The organism is Aquificaceae bacterium, assembly GCA_037722135.1.
GTDB lineage: Bacteria > Aquificota > Aquificia > Aquificales > Aquificaceae > Pampinifervens > Pampinifervens sericum.
In genome coordinates, this window is sequence record JBBKAW010000050.1 from 25,250 (window position 1) to 41,277 (window position 16,028).

The window sequence follows — 16,028 nt, forward strand, 5'->3', positions numbered from 1 at the left end:
TATTCTGCTCTTCCCATCTTTTGTTTTGCTCCTCCCATCTCTTGTTCTGTTCTTGCCAGAGAGCGCTTTGTTCTTGCCATCTTCTTTCCTGCTCCTCTCTAAGTCTTACGAGCTCATCTCCTATCTTTACCAATTGTCTGTATAGCTTCTCTATATTGTCTTCTGTTTTTTCCTTGTCAGCAAAGTAAGTAGACAGCTCCTTTAGCACGTATTCTCTGAGTTCGGGTTCTTGCAAAATCTTCTTCAAAAACCTCTTCGCCTTCTCTACAAAAACCCTTTTTGCCATGACGAGACTTATATTATATTATCTTTACTTTTAAATTCCTCCGGAGGTAGCAAGATGGCAAGTGTGCTTGGACTAAAGTGTAGAGAATGCGGAAGGGAATACAGCTTAGAGCCCATCCATGTATGTGAGTATTGCTTTGGTCCCCTTGAGGTGGTCTATGACTACGATGAGATAAAGAAAAAGGTAAGCAGGGAAAAGATACAGGAGGGTCCAAAAAGCTTATGGAGGTACATTGACCTTTTGCCTGTGGAAGAGCCAAGGGTAGGTCTTAGTGCAGGTTTTACGCCTCTCAAAAAGGCGGAAAATCTGGGAAAGTTGCTTGGGCTTGAAAACCTCTACATAAAGGACGATTCTGTGAACCATCCCACGCTCTCTTTCAAAGACAGAGTGGTCTCCGTTGCCATATCAAAGGCAATAGAGTTTGGTTTTGATACCGTTGCGTGTGCTTCTACAGGAAACCTTGCAAACTCTGTGGCAAGCCACTCCGCTCAAGCTGGTCTTAATTGCTTTGTTTTTATACCCGCCAACCTTGAGTCCCAGAAGATATATGGAAGCCTTGTTTTTGCTCCCACGGTGGTGGCAGTGGAAGGCACATATGATGACGTAAACAGACTTTGCTCTGAAATTGCCAATGAGCTCCAATGGGCTTTTGTAAACATAAACATAAGACCCTTTTACGCAGAGGGTTCAAAGACCCTTGCCTTTGAGGTGGTAGAACAGCTCGGATGGAGAGCTCCAGACGCAGTGGTAGCTCCAGCAGCTTCTGGGTCCCTAATTACCAAGATATGGAAGGGTCTAAAAGAGCTCGTAAGGGTTGGTCTGATAGAGGAGATGAATACAAGGGTTTACGGTGCACAAGCGGAAGGGTGCTCTCCAATAGCTCAAGCGTGGAAAGAAGGAAGAGACTTTATAAAGCCTGTAAGACCCAATACTATAGCCAAGTCCATAGCCATAGGAAATCCTGCGGACGGTATATACGCCTTGCAGGTTACTAAGGAAAGCAAAGGGGACTGGGAAACTGCTACCGATGAGGAGATAATAGAAGGCATTAAGCTCCTTGCGGAGACAGAAGGTATATTCACAGAAACTGCAGGTGGGACAACCATAGCGGTTCTTAAGAAACTGGCACAAAAGGGTGCTTTTAGAAGGGACGAGGTGGTAGTAGCCTACATAACAGGTAATGGCTACAAGACTATGGAAGTCCTTGACAACCATCTAAAAGAGACTATACATATAAAACCAAGCCTTGCGGACTTTAAGGAGAAGATACTTGCTCGTGTTTAAATACCTTGCCCATATCCTCTTTCTCCTCCCTTTTTTTCTAACTTCCTGTTCTCAGGAGACTTTGCCTAAAATACAGGTAAGGACTCTTGAAGGTAAAGAGGTATATCTTTCGGACTACAAAGGACAAAAAATCCTCATTTACGTATGGAGTAGAACTTGTGTGGGACACAGCGAACATCTAAAGGAACTAAACAAACTACAAGAAAAGAAGAAAGACTTTCTTATCATCTCCTATGCGGTAGCTATGGAGCCTGAGGATGTAATAAAAAGCTATCAAGAGTTAGATATAGAGCCAAAATTTCTCACTCTCGTGGACACGAAGGTGAAATTCAATGACTATTTTCCCATTATCTTTCTGCCGTCCACTTACATATTTAACGAAAAGGGTAGGTTTGTAAGTAGCCATCCCAGTCTATATATCCCATAAAAGCCCAAGCCATGCTATAATCCTTTTTCTATGAAGGACATAGGACAATACAACCATAAGGCGATAGAGTCAAAGCACTCAAAGAGGTGGATAGAGAAGGCTCTTTATTCTGTAGAAAACCCTTCTTTTCAAAATAGGTTTTCTGTGGTCATCCCCCCTCCCAATGTAACGGGTTCTTTGCATATGGGACATGCCTTAAATGCCACTTTGCAGGATATAGTTTGTAGATGGCAGAGGATGCTTGGAAAGGATGTGGTCTGGGTGCCAGGCTTTGACCATGCGGGTATTGCAACCCAGTATGTGGTGGACAAACGTCTTCAAGAAGAAGGTCTAAGCAGGTTAGAGCTTGGTAAAGAAGAATTTCTCAAGAAAGTCTGGGAATGGGTGCCTATATCAAGAAACTCTATAAGACAACAGCTTGAAAAGCTCGGTGTTAGTGTAGATTGGAAGAGGGAGAGGTTTACCCTTGATGAAGGCTTTTCAAGAGCGGTCAGGCACGCCTTTAGAAGGTTATACGAAGAGGGTCTCATATACCGTGCGGAGTATATGGTAAGCTGGTGTCCAAAAGACCTAACCGCCCTTTCTGACCTTGAGGTGGAACACGAAGAAGAAGAGGGAAAGCTCTACTACATACGCTACCCTCTTGAGGACGGCTCAGGCTACATAACCGTTGCTACCACAAGACCAGAAACCATGCTCGGAGACACTGCGGTTGCGGTCCATCCTCAAGACGAAAGGTATAAGAACCTTGTAGGTAAGAGGGTTAGACTTCCCCTTGTGGATTGGAAAAGGATAGCTATGGATGGCTCAGAGGTGGAAAACCTTATCCCCATTATAGCGGATGAAAGGGTAAAGCCTGAGTTTGGAACGGGAGCGGTAAAGATAACTCCCGCACATGACCCTCTGGACTTTGAAATAGGAAAGTCTCACGGTCTTGCCTTTGTGCAGGTAATGGACCAGTTTGCCAATATGAACCAAAATGCGGGCAAGTTTGCAGGGCTTGACAGATATAGTGCAAGAAAAAGGATAGTGGAGGAGCTTGAAGAACTTGGACTTCTTGAGAAGGTGGAAAATCATAGACATGCGGTTGGTAAATGTTATCGCTGTAAAACTGTTCTTGAGCCTATGGTTTCTACCCAATGGTTTCTAAAGGTCTCGGACCCCAGAATAAAAGAAAGGGCTATACAGGTAGTCAAAGAAGGTTTCATAAAATTTGTCCCAGAAAATTGGAAAAAGATATACCTCCAGTGGATGGAAAACCTCAAAGACTGGTGCATATCCCGTCAAATATGGTGGGGACATAGAATACCCGTATGGTATTGTGAAGACTGCGGGCACGAAAACGTGTTTACCGACGAAGACTTTGATAGAGTATATGACAAACTCATCTTTAACCTCATAGCGGACCGCAAAATAAAGGAGGAATTTACTCCAGAAGAGGTAGCCAGTGCACTCCATGCCCCCTCCTTTGTCCATCCAGAGCTTACCGTATTGGACTTTTATAAAAAGTTTGTCTTTCATAAGTATCACTCTACCGAGGTGGATGCCCACTCTCTAAGGCTCTTTTTCACTCAAGACCTAAACCCCATGGCTATCCTCACAGAAAAGAAGAGTAGATACAGGTATGACAGTAAGAAGAAAACCTACAGGTTTGTTTTGCGTTGTAAAAAGTGCGGTTCTGAAAATCTAAGGCAAGAAACAGACGTGCTTGATACATGGTTTTCCTCTGCCCTTTGGCCCTTTGGAGTTTTTGGTTGGCCAGAAGATACAAAAGACCTCAAAGCCCTATACCCCACAGACCTCTTGGTAACAGGTTTTGACATCATCTTTTTCTGGGTTGCCCGTATGGTTATGATGGGGACTTACTTTATGGAGGATATTCCTTTCAGGGATGTATACATACATGCTCTTATAAGGGATGAAAAGGGACAGAAAATGTCCAAGACCAAGGGTAATGTGATAGACCCTCTTGATATTGTGGAGAAGTATGGTGCGGACGCACTGCGTTTTACCTTGGCTATTCTTACACAGCAGGGAAGGGATATAAGGCTCTCTGAAAAGCGTTTTGAAGGTTATAAGCACTTTGCCAACAAGCTGTGGAACGCAGGCAGGTTTATACTTATGAACCTTGAGCCAGACCTACTTACAAAGCTTCCCTATTGTGCGCCACCAAGAAGTGAAGACCTCTGGATAATTACAAAGCTAAATAGGACCATAGAAAAGGTAAACAAAGCCCTTTCAGAATACGAATTCTCGGAAGCTTCAAAAGAGCTATATGAGTTTATATGGAGCGAGTTCTGTGATTGGTATATAGAGTTTTCAAAGCTTAGGTTGTATGCTAAAGCTGACGAGAGCCTACCAGAAGAGGAAAGGAAGGCACAAGAGGAAGCCATAAACAGAGAAAAAATAACCGTTCAGGCAACCTTACTTAATGTCTTTGAAAAAACCCTTAGGCTTTTGCATCCCTTTATGCCTTTCATAACAGAGGAGCTATGGCTTGAGCTCCCTACAGCCCACAAGGAAAGCATATCTCTTACAGAATATCCTCAACATAATCCCTTAGAGATTTACGAAGAGGCGGAAAGGAAGGTAGAAAGGCTAAAGGAAATTATCTCTGCCATACGCTCCCTCAGAAGCGACCTAAGAATTGAACCCTCACGGAAGATAAGGCTCTACTACAAGGCAGGAGAAAGCAAGGAGCTGGTGCAGGAGTTTATGCCCCACATATTGAGCCTTGCAAGGTTGGAAAGTCTTGAGGAGGTGCAAACAGAACCATCCAACTGTGTAGCAGGCTTTTCAAGAGATTTTGAGTTTTATCTACCCATAGAGGAAGGTGTAAAGGTTCAAGAGCTGATAAACTCCTACTCAAAAAGGCTTTCGGAAATAGAGAAGTCTTTGCAGAGCTTCCAGCAAAAGCTAAGCAACGAAAACTTCTTAAGGAAGGCTCCGGAAGAAGAGATTAACAAAACCAAAGAAGCCCTTGAAGAGCTCCAAGAAGAAAAGCAAAAGGTAGAAGGCTTGCTTTCTCTTCTGAAACGATTGATGTGATATGATTTTTATCATATTGCAAATGTTTTGCATATGCTTATAATACTATATATCAAAACTCTTATAAGGAGGTGGAAACATGGAGCAAGTAGTCAGCATGCCAAGGATAGGAGACCAAGCTCCAGCCTTTGAGGCCCAAACCACCATGGGTCCTATCAAGTTCCCTGAAGACTTTCAGGGTCAGTGGGTGGTTTTCTTCTCACACCCAGCAGACTTTACGCCAGTTTGCACCACAGAATTTATGGGCTTTGCCAGGCTCTACGAAGAGTTCAAAAAGAGAAACGTCCAGCTCCTCGGACTAAGCATTGATAGCAACTTCTCTCACATCGCTTGGGTAATGAACATCAAGGAAAAGATGGGTGTGGACATACCCTTCCCCATAGTGGCTGATGTGGATGGCAAGGTGGCAAGGCTCTACGGCATGCTTCATCCCGGAGAGAGCTCTACTGTGACCGTCAGGGCGGTCTTTGTGATTGACCCAAACGGCAAGATAAGGGCCATAATCTACTATCCTCTCTCCACTGGAAGGAATATGAGGGAGATACTCAGGCTAATAGACGCCCTGCAGACTGCAGACAAGCATGGAGTGGCAACACCAGCGGATTGGGTGCCTACACCTCAAACTTGGGAGTTCACCGAGGAAAACACCAAAGTGATAGTGCCACCACCTACCACATACGAGGATGCGGTAAAGAGACTACAAGAAGGCTATGAATGTGCGGATTGGTACTTCTGCAAAAAGAAGATAGGGTAAGTCATGAGTATGGGATGCGTAAGTCCAGACGGAAAGCTATCAGAAAGGGCACTTTCCTTTCTCAGGCTTGTTAAGGAAAAGGGTAAGATAAGACCAGAGGAGGCGGCCGAGCTCACCGGCCGTCCTCTTTTTCAAGTAAGAAGTTCTCTCAGAGAGCTCACGCAGGCTGGCTTTTTACAAACTGATGGACAGGAATACTATCTAACCGAGAAGGGACTTAGCGCTTTGGAATAGTTATAAAAACACCACTAAGGATTCTCCAGTTTATTAACGTTTTAGCTCGTGGAGCTCTCGCGCCGCTGCATAGAGCACTGCGGTAGCTACCACTTCGGAGTCCACCCTTGCTGTGCCTCTCATTTTAGATAGGCTTTTCTTTAGGGATATGACTTCAAGCTCTAAAAGGAGTTGGTCCCCGGGATAGACTGGTCTTTTGAACCTTGCATCATCTATACCTGCAAAGACTATGGCGTATTTACCTATCTCAAGCCCAAGGGATTTTATCATAAGAATTCCACCCACTTGAGCCATGGCTTCAAGGATATATACGCCCGGCATTAGAGGAAAGCCTGGAAAGTGTCCTTGAAACACAGGCTCGTTCACAGACACATTTTTTACACCTACTATCCTCTTGCCAAGCTCCATCTCCAAAATTTTGTCTACAAGAAGTATAGGATACCTGTGTGGTAGGATTTCCATTATCTCTTTTACGCCCAGCATGGCTATAGATTATAAGCCAAAATTTCATGAAATTTTAACCTTTGGTAGTATATACTTTTACCTTAATAAAACTTAGGAGGTTTTAGCATGAAGAGAGTTGTCTACTTGACGCTGGCTTCTGGATTAATCTTTGCACTTTCTTGCCAACAAAAGCCTGCGGAACAGCCAGCGCAACAAGCACAGCCTCAAGAGCAAGCACAACAACCTGCAGAGCAACCTAAGGCGGAAGAAAAGCCAGCACAACAAGAGGCTCAAGCTCCAGCGGGACAGCAAGTAGCTCAAGCAAAGGATATGCAGGCTTTCGCCCAGCAGAAGGGCTGTTTTGCATGCCATGGCATGAACAACAAGAAGGTTGGACCCTCCTTCAAGGAGATTGCAGAAAGGTATGCGGGACAGCCTAACGTAGAAGAGCTTGCCAAAAGGATAAAGAACGGTGTTGTAGGAGTATGGGGTCAGGTGCCAATGCCTCCTCAAAACGTTACAGAGCAAGAGGCTAAAGACTTGGCTAAGTGGATACTTAGTCTAAAGTGAAGGAAATTTTCAGAGGTTTTATAGAGCTTCACTTTAAAAAGCCTGTGGAGGTCTCTCAGTCTCATGTGAGGGACCTCCTTTTACTTTCTGTTTTCTTGGACTACTTTGGTCTTGATAATCCTCTTGGTGTTTATGTGCTTGACCTGTATCCTTTAATGCTTTATGAGTTTCATATGTGGCATAAGAGCTTAGGGCTTGAAAGGGGAGGCTTGGACTTCCTGCCGTGTTGTTAAAGAGGCTTGTCTTTTTTGGTGGTAAAGGAGGAGTGGGTAAAAGCACACTTTCTTGTGCGGTCGCCCTTGAGCTTTCAAAGAGAGAAAAGACCCTTTTGGTCTCCATAGACCCAGCTCATTCTCTTTCTGGCATTTTTCTGGTAGAAGTGGGAGACCAGATAAAAAGGCTAAAAGACCAGCTATTTGCCATTGAAATGAAAGCGGAAGCCCTTGTTGAAGACTATGCGGAAAAGGTTTTGTCTACTCTTACTGAGTTTTTACCTACCGTGAGGTCCGGAATAAAAGAGTATGCCAAGTATATAAGACATTCTCCTACCGCTCAAGAGACCGCAATTCTTGACAAGATATTGGATTACTGTGAGGAGTTTGCCTATGTGGTGGTAGACTCTGCACCCACTGGTCAGATGCTAAGGCTTTTTGAGACTTTTCACATGGTAAGTGGCTGGTTTGACTTTTTAAGCCAAGTGGCAAAGGAAAGGCACAAAGTGGAAAGGTTTATGGGAAGAGAGGACAGATTACCAAAGCTCATAGAAGAGAGAAAGCAAAAACTTCAAAACTTGGCTAACATACTAAGAGAAAGGACCACAGTTTTTGCAGTTGCCAACGAAGAGCCTTTATCTTTGCAAGAAGCTCAAGATATACGCAATAAGCTCAAGGATATAGAGGTTCAACTTGTAATTAACCGTTGGAACTATATGGAATGTGATTGTATAAAAATTCCTGAGATTGAAAAACCCTATGGCTTTGAAGCCCTTGAAAGACTCTCTATAAAGCCCATTCTGGACTACCTCCTAAGATAGGCAAACCACTTCCTAAGCTCTATTCCAAAGAAGGTAAAGACTGGAAGAAGGACCACATAGGGTATATGCTCAAGAGATAGGCTGACCGCATGGAAGTAATCCGCAAGAAAGGTTATGGCAGAAAGTTGAAGTAGAGTTCCTATGAATATGCCAAGATAGACGTATGGGTTGAGCTTTATATGTTCCACTGGGTTTCTAAAGAAGGGTTTCTCGCTTACCTCTTGCACACCTACCGCCCACTGGCTTGCTACCGCAGAGGTAAAGCTAATGGTGAGTGCTATTTCATAGGGATAGGTTTTTAGAAGATAAACAAAAAGCATATAATGTGTAATCGCCATCAAAAGCCCGTTGTAAAGCAAGGTAATGAGCTGTTCCCTGCCCATAAAGACCTCTATAGGGTTTTTTGGCTTTTCCTTCATAGGGTCTCCTTCGTATTTGGTAAAAGGATAAGCCTTGTCTTGGACTCCGTCGGTTACCAAGTTTATCCAAAGTATTTGGGTAGGATATAAGGGTAAAGGTAGTCCTGTGATTATGGCGAGGGAGTTGTAGAAAATCTGAAAGGAGTTGGCAGAAAGGAGATACCTTATGACCTTTGAGATGTTTTTGGCTATGAGCCTGCCTCTTTTTATGGCGTTGACTATTATGGCGAGGTTGTTGTCCACTATTACCATCTTGGCGGCGTCCTTTGCCGCTTGAGAGCCAGAACCCATGGCTATACCAAGGTCTGCCACCCTTAGAGCGGGTGCATCGTTTGCTCCATCTCCAGTTACCGCCACTATCTCACCCCTTGACTGTAAAACCCTTACTATTCTGTATTTGTCTTCTGGCGTAGCCCTTGCCACTATGCTCACCCTTTTGAGTATGTTGTAGAGCTCCTCATCGCTATATTTTTGCATTTCCTTTCCCTCTATGGCTAAGTCCTTGTCTTGGTATATTCCCACCATCCTCCCTATAGCCTTTGCGGTCAAAAGGTTGTCTCCTGTTATCATTATCACCCTTATGCCTGCCCTTTTTGCGGTCTCTACCGCCTCCTTTACTCCTTCCTTTGGAGGGTCCATAAAGCCCACAAGTCCCACTATTTTTATCTTTGCCTCGTCCACATGTTCTGGAATTCTCTCTAACTTTGCATATCCAAAGGCTAAGACCCTCAAACCCTCCTGAGCCATTTTGTCATGTATTTCCCAAACTTCCTCAGGGCATTCCTCCCTGCACATACCCACAAGACTTTCTAAGGCACCCTTCACATAAAAGTCAAAACCACCAGACCCATCGGAAACCACCACCGCCATAAGCCTCCTTTTTGTATCAAATGGGTGTTCCCACAATCTTTCGTAGGTCTTTCTAAGAGCCTCCCAGTTTACCCTCTCTTCCTCTAACCACTGCAAGAGGGCTATCTCAAGGGGGTCTCCTTTAACAGCGTCCGCATCGTTGCAAAGGGCAGAGCAAAGAAAGAGCCTTTTTCTATCGTAAGCTTTATACTGGCTAACTTTTAGCCTGCCAAGCGTGATAGTTCCAGTTTTGTCGGAGCATATGTAAGTGGCACTTCCCAAGGTTTCTACCGCAGGCAGGTATTTTACAAGCACCTTTTCCCTTGATAGCCTTACCGCACCCACCACGAGGGCTATAGTTACCACTATGGGAAGTCCTTCAGGGACTGCGGAAACAAGCTGTGCTATGGCAAAAAAGACTATCGTTTTTGGGTCTCTTCCTTGAATAATTCCAATGACTACCAGCAGGGAAAGGAATACAAGCAAGAAAAGTATCCACCTTTTCCCAAAAGTGCCAAGAGCTCTCGTTAAGGGACTTTCTGGAGATTTCTCCTGCACCCTCTGGGCTATCTTGCCAAGCTCTGTGTTTCTACCTGTGGCAAAGACCACACCAAGAGCCTTTCCTCTTACCACAGTAGTGCCCTTGTATAGGCAATTACTACGAGCATGCAGAGGTGTATCCGCCGGCAATACAATACCTGCCTCCTTTTCCACCGGTAGGGATTCACCTGTGAGCATAGCCTCGTCCACCATAAGCCCAACACTTTCTATAAGTCTTATGTCCGCAGGAACAACATCTCCTTCACTAAGTAAAACGAGGTCTCCAGGCACAAGCTCCTTGCTGTCTATCTCCCTTTCCACACCATCTCTTATGACCTTAACCTTTAGAGCTGTTAGAGACCTTAGGGCTTCTATGGAAGCTATAGCCTTTAGCTCTTGATAAAAACCCAAAAGCCCATTAGCCAACACAATTCCATACACAACAAGAGCATCCTTGAGGTCTCCAAGGAAAAGTGCTATAAATCCTGCTGTCAAAAGTATAAGCACAAAGGGGCTTGTAAACTGCCTAATAAAGACTCTTAGCTTACTTTCCTTTTCTTCCTTGAGTAGGTTATAACCATAGGAGGCAAGCCTGCTTTTTGCTTCCTCTTCGCTTAGACCCTCCAACCCAGTTTTTAGCTCTTTTAGAGTGGCTTCAGGACTTTTGTTATGCATGCATGAAATTTTATGGTATAATCTTATTACCATGCAAGAGCTAAACCTAAGCCATGTATACTTTGGCGTGCTGGCGATGGCAATTTCCACAGGTCTTGTGCTAATGGCAGGCAAGCCATCCCTAAAACCCACAAAGTTTCAAGCCTTTTGGGAAGGCTATGTGCGATTTGTCAGAGGTATGGTTCTTGAAAACATGGGACACGAAGGTCTTAGGTATGTGCCACTCATAGCAAGCATAGGGCTCTTCGTGTTCTTTTCCAATCTCCTTGGTATGGTTCCCGGGCTTGAGGCTCCAACGGGTAATGTGAACACAAACTTGGCATTGGCTCTTATAGTCTTTTTCCTATACAACATAGAGGGTTTTAGGCTACACGGCGTAGGGTACCTTAAGCACTTTATGGGTCCAAGTCCTTATCTTGCTCCAGTATTCTTCATAATAGAAATAGTTTCCCATCTTGCAAGACCCATAACGCTCACCCTCAGGCTTTTTGCCAATATGAAGGGTGGTGCAATGCTTCTTGTAGTGCTTGTTAGCTTGGTGGTTCAAAACTACGTGGCTATGGCTTTCTCTCCTATATTTTTGATATTCATCATAGCTATAAAGTTTCTTGCGGTCTTTATACAGACCTACATTTTTATGATACTTTCTACCATATACCTTGCAGGTGCGGTAGCTCATGAAGAACACTGAAAATAAATCAAAGGAGGTAGGAATATGAAGGCTACTTTAGTGGCACTTTTAACAGTGCTCTTGCCAACCCTTGCATTGGCAGCGGAAGGAGAGGCTCTAAAGCAGGGTCTCATGTATATGGGTGCAGGATTGGGAATTGGGCTTGCAGCTCTTGGCACAGGCATAGGCATGGGCTTTGCCATAAAAGGCACGCAGGAGGGCGTAGCCAGAAACCCAACTGCAGGTGGAAGACTTCAAACTCTCATGTTCATAGGTCTCGCCTTTATAGAAACACTTGCCCTCTATGCCTTGCTTGTGGCAATAATCTTACTCTTTGTAAAATAATGGGGGTGCTTCCCCCTTTTATCCTTTTGGGGGCATAACATGGCAAAAGAGAGAAATATAACTCGTATTTCAAACCTAAAGCGTAAACGCAAAAGCGGTTTTCTTGCTCGGATGAGAACAAAAAGTGGAAGGGCTATAATAAGGAGAAGAAGGAAAAAAGGAAGGAAAAGGCTGGCGCCTTGAAAAGGGTAGTTATTGGATTTTTAAAGTTTTGGCAGATGTTCATTTCACCTCTGTATCCTCCAAGCTGTAGGTATTACCCTACATGTTCTCAATATGCCATAATGGCTGTGGAAAAGTATGGAGTCCTAAAGGGTATGCTAAAAGCCATGTGGAGAGTTTTGAGGTGCAACCCCTTCTCTAAAGGCGGAGTGGACTATCCCTGATGGAAAGGAAAGACCTTGACCTGAGAGGACTTTTTATAATCTTTGTGGTTGTGACGCTCTTTCTCTTTGCTTATCAAGCATATCTTATCTTTTTTACTCCTCAACCCGCACCCCAAACACAAGAAAAGATAGAAGAAAAACCTCAAAATGTGCCTTCTCTCCTTCTTGGCACTAAAAGAGAAGCTCAAAAGCCACAGACTCTTAAGACCTTTGATTTTGAAAAGTTTACCCTCACGCTTGCCGAGGAAGGTGCCCGTGTTGTAAAACTTGTGGATAAAAGGTATCAAAAGGACTTGATAACAGAAGAGGAAAAAAGACTTCACATATACCCCCTTGAAGTTTTTACTGGAGACCCAGAGGTTGACACTTTGCTAAATTTCTCTCCCTATGAGATAACTTCAGAAGGAAATAGGATAATCGCCACTCTAAAAGGTGAGACCTTTGAACTTAAGAAAATTCTTGAGTATAAGGGTGATTACTTTATTCTTAGACTGGAAAGCAAGGGACTACCTTCCCTTTTTGTCAACCCTGGCATGCGTGTAAAGGAGGATGACTTCTTTACTCATTCTGGTCCTGTATTTAAGATAGGTGATAGAGTAGAAAGGCTTGAACCTAAGAAGATAGAAGGTAGAGAACTTATAACGGGGGACATAAGGTTTGCCGGAGAAGAGAGCAGGTATTACTTTAAGGGTTTTGTTGGAGATATAAACGCTGTTGCGATTTATAGACTGCAGGGACGAGAGACTATAACCTTAGTCAACACCAAAGATGAGCTTATCTTCTATGCAGGTGCAAAAGAGTATTCAAGGCTGAGGGGTATTGGGCTTTCTGATGTTATAGACTTTGGCACTCTTAGGCTTATTGTTAAGCCACTCTTTGTGTTTATGTATTGGATATACGAACATCTTCACTCTTGGGTTTTTTCCATAGTTGCGCTAACTCTGATAATAAGGCTTTTGATGTTCCCTCTTACCTACAAAAGCACTGTAGCCATGAGTAAGATGGCAGAGCTTGCTCCCAAGATGCAGGAGCTAAGGGAAAAATACAAAAACGACCCTGCAAAGTTCCAAGAAGAGATGATGAAGCTATACAGTGAAGTGGGCTTTAATCCCCTGTCAGGATGTCTTCCTATCCTTCTTCAAATACCCATATTTTTTGCTCTTTACAAGGTTCTTACCATAACCGCAGACCTTCAGCTTGCAAGCTTTCTCTGGATTCCAAGTCTTGCACAAAAGGACCCTTATTACATCTTACCTATACTTATGGGTGCTACCATGATAGCACAGCAGTTTATTATCCCAAGTCCAGAGAAATCACAAAACTACATAATGATAATAGTCTCTGTGGTCTTTACTCTTCTCTTTGCCAGCTTTCCTGCAGGGCTTGTCCTATACTGGACGCTTAACAATATTTTCAACATTGGACAAACTTACATAATAAAGAAGCTCACCTTTAAGGATAAACCCTCACAACCTCATAGAAAGAAAGGAAAGAAAAAATGAGGTTTTTAGTCACAGGTGGTGCAGGCTTTATAGGTTCAAACTTGGCAAAAGCCTTAGAGAAAAAGTATCCTAAGGCAAAGGTGTATGTGCTTGATGACTTTTCCTCGGGGCACTTTAAAAACCTTATAGGTTTTCGTGGTGAGGTCATTACCGCAGACCTTTCAAAAAGAGACCTTTGGGAGTGGCTAAAGGCAAACTTCCAATTTGATGCGGTATTTCATCAAGGTGCAATAACTGACACCACCCTGCAAGACCAAAGGAGGATGATGGAGGTAAATGCAGACAGTTTAAGGTATATCCTTGATGCTTGTCTTCATTGGAAGGCTAAGCTAATTTATGCCTCATCCGCAGGAGTATATGGCAACAGCAAACCACCTATGAAGGAAGAAGAGGGGCTTGAGCCAGAAAACATATATGGCTTTTCTAAGCTAACTATGGACAGGATAGCCATTAACTTCATAAAAGAACATCCAGAAATTCAAGTAGTAGGTCTTAGATACTTTAATGTCTATGGACCCGGAGAACACTATAAGGGCAGGACCGCAAGCATGATATACCAGCTATACAGACAGATGAAAGAGGGAAAGCGTCCAAGGCTTTTCAAGTGGGGAGAGCAGAAAAGGGATTTTGTCTATATAGAAGATGTGGTAAGGGCAAACCTCTTGGCTTTTGAAAGGGAGGTTTCTGGGGTGTTTAACGTGGCTACTGGCGTGCCAAGAAGCTTTAATGAGATAGTGGACATACTCAACAGATATCTTGGGACAAACTATGAGGTGGAATACTTTGACTGTCCCTACGACTTTTATCAAAACTTCACTCAGGCAGACCTTTCAAAGGCAAAGGAGTTTTTGGGCTACGAGCCTTTATATAGCTTAGAAGAAGGTATAAGGGAATACCTTGAAAAACTGGGAGAAAGTCTTGGCGACTAGTCTTTGAAAATGTTGACAAACGAAGATAAATGTTGTATATTATTCTTTAGTTTTTAAAGCGGGGTGCGGAACGTGAACACCAACAAAGGCTTGCCTAACCGTGTTAGGTGAGGTTGGTGTTTACACTGCACTCTGCAAGCCCTTATCAAGTGGGTATAAAAAGCCTACTTGATGAGCGGTATTAGTGCAGTTGGAGTAAGGCTACTTTTGTCGGTGAGCCCCTAAACCCGAGGTGTGGATAAATGTCCCTAAAAGGGATATTTGTCTATACTAAGGGATACTCTACGCCCCTGTATATTTTCTCTACCTTAAGCTCTAGATTTATTAGCACCGTGTCCCTTGAGCAAAAGCCCGCTATTACAGTGACTCCATAAGCCTTTACCACGCTACCCTTTGGGTCGGAGAGGAATTCCACAGAAAGGTTGTATTTTTCTCTAAACTTACTTATGCTCTCCACACTATCAGTGCTTACTCCAAAAACCTTTACCCTTAGTCTTTCAAATTCTGGCATTAGCCTTGTATATTCCTTTGCCTGTGCAGTGCAACCCGGAGTGTCCGCCTTTGGGTAAAAGTAGAGGACTACCCACCTTCCTCTGTAGTCTGAAAGGTTAACAGTTTTACCCTCGTGGTTTTTAAGACTAAAGAGGTAGGCTTGTTGACCTTCTTGCAGTGGAGCACCTGCTTGAGCTATACCAAGCAGAGCAAGGACTTTTATAATAAATTCCTTCATATTACCACCTCCAAAAGGAATAGGCTATTAGCAAAACACCAAAAGCCAGAGGAATAAAACCCACATAAGACCAAAAGGTAGCAGAGCCTATCACAAGAAGAATACCACCCAGCTCAAGAATTTCCTTTCCCTTTGCCCTTGCCAAAGCACTGTAGCACCTTGACTGGATATAAAGCCCAACACCAGAAACAAAGGCGGTAATTAAAAGCCTTTTTATGTCAAAACCATAAGCGTCAAGCACATGCTTTGCCCATAGCCCACCCACTATGGCAAGCAAAAGCCCAAGCCCAAAGGTCTTTTTTAGCTCTCCCAAAGAAGCCCTCTCCAAAAGCTCAGCCATCCCATACATGAGAGCAAGACCACCAACCACTGCAAAAACCTCATGCAAACCACCAAGAGGAAGGATAAGAGTGCCAGCAAGAGCAAAAGTCTGTGGCTCTAAGTTAGTAGTCTTTTTAACCTCCTGCATCTGTATATAAACATAAGCCTAAGGAATAGCCTTAACAAGACATTTGGTAGTAGACTCTCTACGGTAAGATGGTCTTCTATCACCGTTGAGTTTCCCTTTGGTATGAATATATGCCTGTGTTCCCAGTGTCTTATAAAGAAAGGCTTTTTAAGAGCTATATCTGTAAAGCCAAAGGCTCCCACATCCCTTATAAGGCTTTCCATTATCGTAAAACCGAGAAACTTCAGACTTATCACCATACCCTCCTTTAGCTCCTCTTCTGGCTCTACCTTAAAAAGAAAGGATAAGGGCGTTATCTTGAGGAGATTTGCGGAATTGTTGAAAAAGCCTCTTACCAATTCCATTGGTACTGTAAGGCTACAGTAGGAGAAGAATTCCATGTTGCTGAAAAAGTTTAGGGGTCTTACAGGAAGTGGTATGATATTTATCATATT

At 43.6% G+C, this 16,028-nt stretch carries 20 protein-coding genes; 14 read left to right on the forward strand and 6 right to left on the reverse strand.

Annotation, left to right across the window (positions count from 1 at the left end; translation table 11 throughout):
* On the reverse strand, positions 1-286 hold a 286-nt coding region (locus WKI49_03750), incomplete at its 3' end, for a hypothetical protein (protein MEJ7621614.1).
* Between the two features lie 54 nt (positions 287-340).
* Here WKI49_03750 and thrC point away from each other — a divergent pair.
* The 5 genes from thrC (at position 341) to WKI49_03775 (ending at position 6,033) form a co-directional block, all read left to right on the forward strand.
* Positions 341-1,570, forward strand: coding sequence for a threonine synthase (thrC, locus tag WKI49_03755; GenBank protein ID MEJ7621615.1), 1,230 nt, complete (start codon positions 341-343; stop codon positions 1,568-1,570).
* A 61-nt stretch (positions 1,571-1,631) separates the two neighbouring features.
* Complete coding sequence (locus WKI49_03760; GenBank protein MEJ7621616.1) at positions 1,632-1,997, forward strand: TlpA disulfide reductase family protein; 366 nt, start codon at positions 1,632-1,634, stop codon at positions 1,995-1,997.
* A 30-nt stretch (positions 1,998-2,027) separates the two neighbouring features.
* On the forward strand, positions 2,028-5,045 hold the full coding sequence (locus tag WKI49_03765; GenBank protein MEJ7621617.1) for a valine--tRNA ligase: 3,018 nt from the start codon (positions 2,028-2,030) through the stop codon (positions 5,043-5,045).
* Between the two features lie 79 nt (positions 5,046-5,124).
* A complete protein-coding gene (locus tag WKI49_03770; protein MEJ7621618.1) occupies positions 5,125-5,799 on the forward strand; it encodes a peroxiredoxin in 675 nt (224 codons plus the stop codon).
* A gap of 3 nt (positions 5,800-5,802) precedes the next feature.
* Positions 5,803-6,033 (forward strand): hypothetical protein, encoded by a 231-nt coding sequence (locus tag WKI49_03775; protein MEJ7621619.1) that lies wholly within the window; start codon positions 5,803-5,805, stop codon positions 6,031-6,033.
* Between the two features lie 33 nt (positions 6,034-6,066).
* On the opposite strand, the gene fabZ is transcribed toward WKI49_03775, so the two are convergent.
* Positions 6,067-6,513: a 3-hydroxyacyl-ACP dehydratase FabZ gene (fabZ, locus tag WKI49_03780; GenBank protein ID MEJ7621620.1), complete on the reverse strand. Its 447-nt coding sequence runs from the start codon at positions 6,511-6,513 to the stop codon at positions 6,067-6,069.
* Positions 6,514-6,807: 294 nt separating this feature from the next.
* On the opposite strand from fabZ, the gene WKI49_03785 reads away from it, so the two are divergent.
* From WKI49_03785 to WKI49_03795, 3 genes are read left to right on the forward strand one after another with little or no spacing between them, the layout of a single operon-like run.
* Entirely contained in the window at positions 6,808-7,047 is a 240-nt protein-coding gene (locus WKI49_03785) for a c-type cytochrome (protein MEJ7621621.1), read from the forward strand.
* Entirely contained in the window at positions 7,044-7,280 is a 237-nt protein-coding gene (locus WKI49_03790) for a hypothetical protein (GenBank protein MEJ7621622.1), read from the forward strand. Before WKI49_03785 ends, WKI49_03790 begins: the two co-directional genes overlap by 4 nt.
* Positions 7,271-8,080, forward strand: coding sequence for a TRC40/GET3/ArsA family transport-energizing ATPase (locus WKI49_03795; protein MEJ7621623.1), 810 nt, complete (start codon positions 7,271-7,273; stop codon positions 8,078-8,080). The genes WKI49_03790 and WKI49_03795 overlap by 10 nt, the downstream gene beginning before the upstream one ends.
* Here WKI49_03795 and WKI49_03800 read toward each other — a convergent pair.
* A complete protein-coding gene (locus WKI49_03800; GenBank protein MEJ7621624.1) occupies positions 8,065-10,563 on the reverse strand; it encodes a cation-transporting P-type ATPase in 2,499 nt (832 codons plus the stop codon). The two genes, WKI49_03795 and WKI49_03800, sit on opposite strands and share 16 nt — an antisense overlap.
* Positions 10,564-10,594: 31 nt before the next feature.
* Here WKI49_03800 and atpB point away from each other — a divergent pair, with 31 nt between their 5' ends.
* The 6 genes from atpB to rfaD are packed head-to-tail and all read left to right on the forward strand — an operon-like array spanning position 10,595 to position 14,395.
* Positions 10,595-11,254 carry a F0F1 ATP synthase subunit A gene (gene atpB, locus WKI49_03805; protein MEJ7621625.1) on the forward strand — a complete coding sequence of 220 codons (660 nt, stop codon included), beginning with the start codon at positions 10,595-10,597 and terminating at the stop codon, positions 11,252-11,254.
* Positions 11,255-11,278: 24 nt separating this feature from the next.
* Complete coding sequence (gene atpE / locus WKI49_03810; protein ID MEJ7621626.1) at positions 11,279-11,578, forward strand: ATP synthase F0 subunit C; 300 nt, start codon at positions 11,279-11,281, stop codon at positions 11,576-11,578.
* A 39-nt stretch (positions 11,579-11,617) separates the two neighbouring features.
* Positions 11,618-11,761, forward strand: coding sequence for a 50S ribosomal protein L34 (gene rpmH / locus WKI49_03815; protein ID MEJ7621627.1), 144 nt, complete (start codon positions 11,618-11,620; stop codon positions 11,759-11,761).
* Complete coding sequence (gene yidD, locus WKI49_03820; protein ID MEJ7621628.1) at positions 11,758-11,964, forward strand: membrane protein insertion efficiency factor YidD; 207 nt, start codon at positions 11,758-11,760, stop codon at positions 11,962-11,964. Before rpmH ends, yidD begins: the two co-directional genes overlap by 4 nt.
* Positions 11,964-13,466 carry a membrane protein insertase YidC gene (gene yidC / locus WKI49_03825; GenBank protein MEJ7621629.1) on the forward strand — a complete coding sequence of 501 codons (1,503 nt, stop codon included), beginning with the start codon at positions 11,964-11,966 and terminating at the stop codon, positions 13,464-13,466. The genes yidD and yidC overlap by 1 nt, the downstream gene beginning before the upstream one ends.
* Positions 13,463-14,395, forward strand: coding sequence for an ADP-glyceromanno-heptose 6-epimerase (gene rfaD / locus WKI49_03830; protein ID MEJ7621630.1), 933 nt, complete (start codon positions 13,463-13,465; stop codon positions 14,393-14,395). The genes yidC and rfaD overlap by 4 nt, the downstream gene beginning before the upstream one ends.
* A gap of 265 nt (positions 14,396-14,660) precedes the next feature.
* Here rfaD and WKI49_03835 read toward each other — a convergent pair whose 3' ends face one another.
* The 3 genes from WKI49_03835 to WKI49_03845 all read right to left on the reverse strand — a co-directional run.
* Positions 14,661-15,125 carry a peroxiredoxin gene (locus WKI49_03835; protein ID MEJ7621631.1) on the reverse strand — a complete coding sequence of 155 codons (465 nt, stop codon included), beginning with the start codon at positions 15,123-15,125 and terminating at the stop codon, positions 14,661-14,663.
* Between the two features lies 1 nt (position 15,126).
* Positions 15,127-15,594 (reverse strand): hypothetical protein, encoded by a 468-nt coding sequence (locus WKI49_03840; GenBank protein ID MEJ7621632.1) that lies wholly within the window; start codon positions 15,592-15,594, stop codon positions 15,127-15,129.
* The coding region (locus WKI49_03845) for a hypothetical protein (GenBank protein ID MEJ7621633.1) at positions 15,564-16,028 on the reverse strand (465 nt) is incomplete at its 5' end. The genes WKI49_03840 and WKI49_03845, both read right to left, overlap by 31 nt.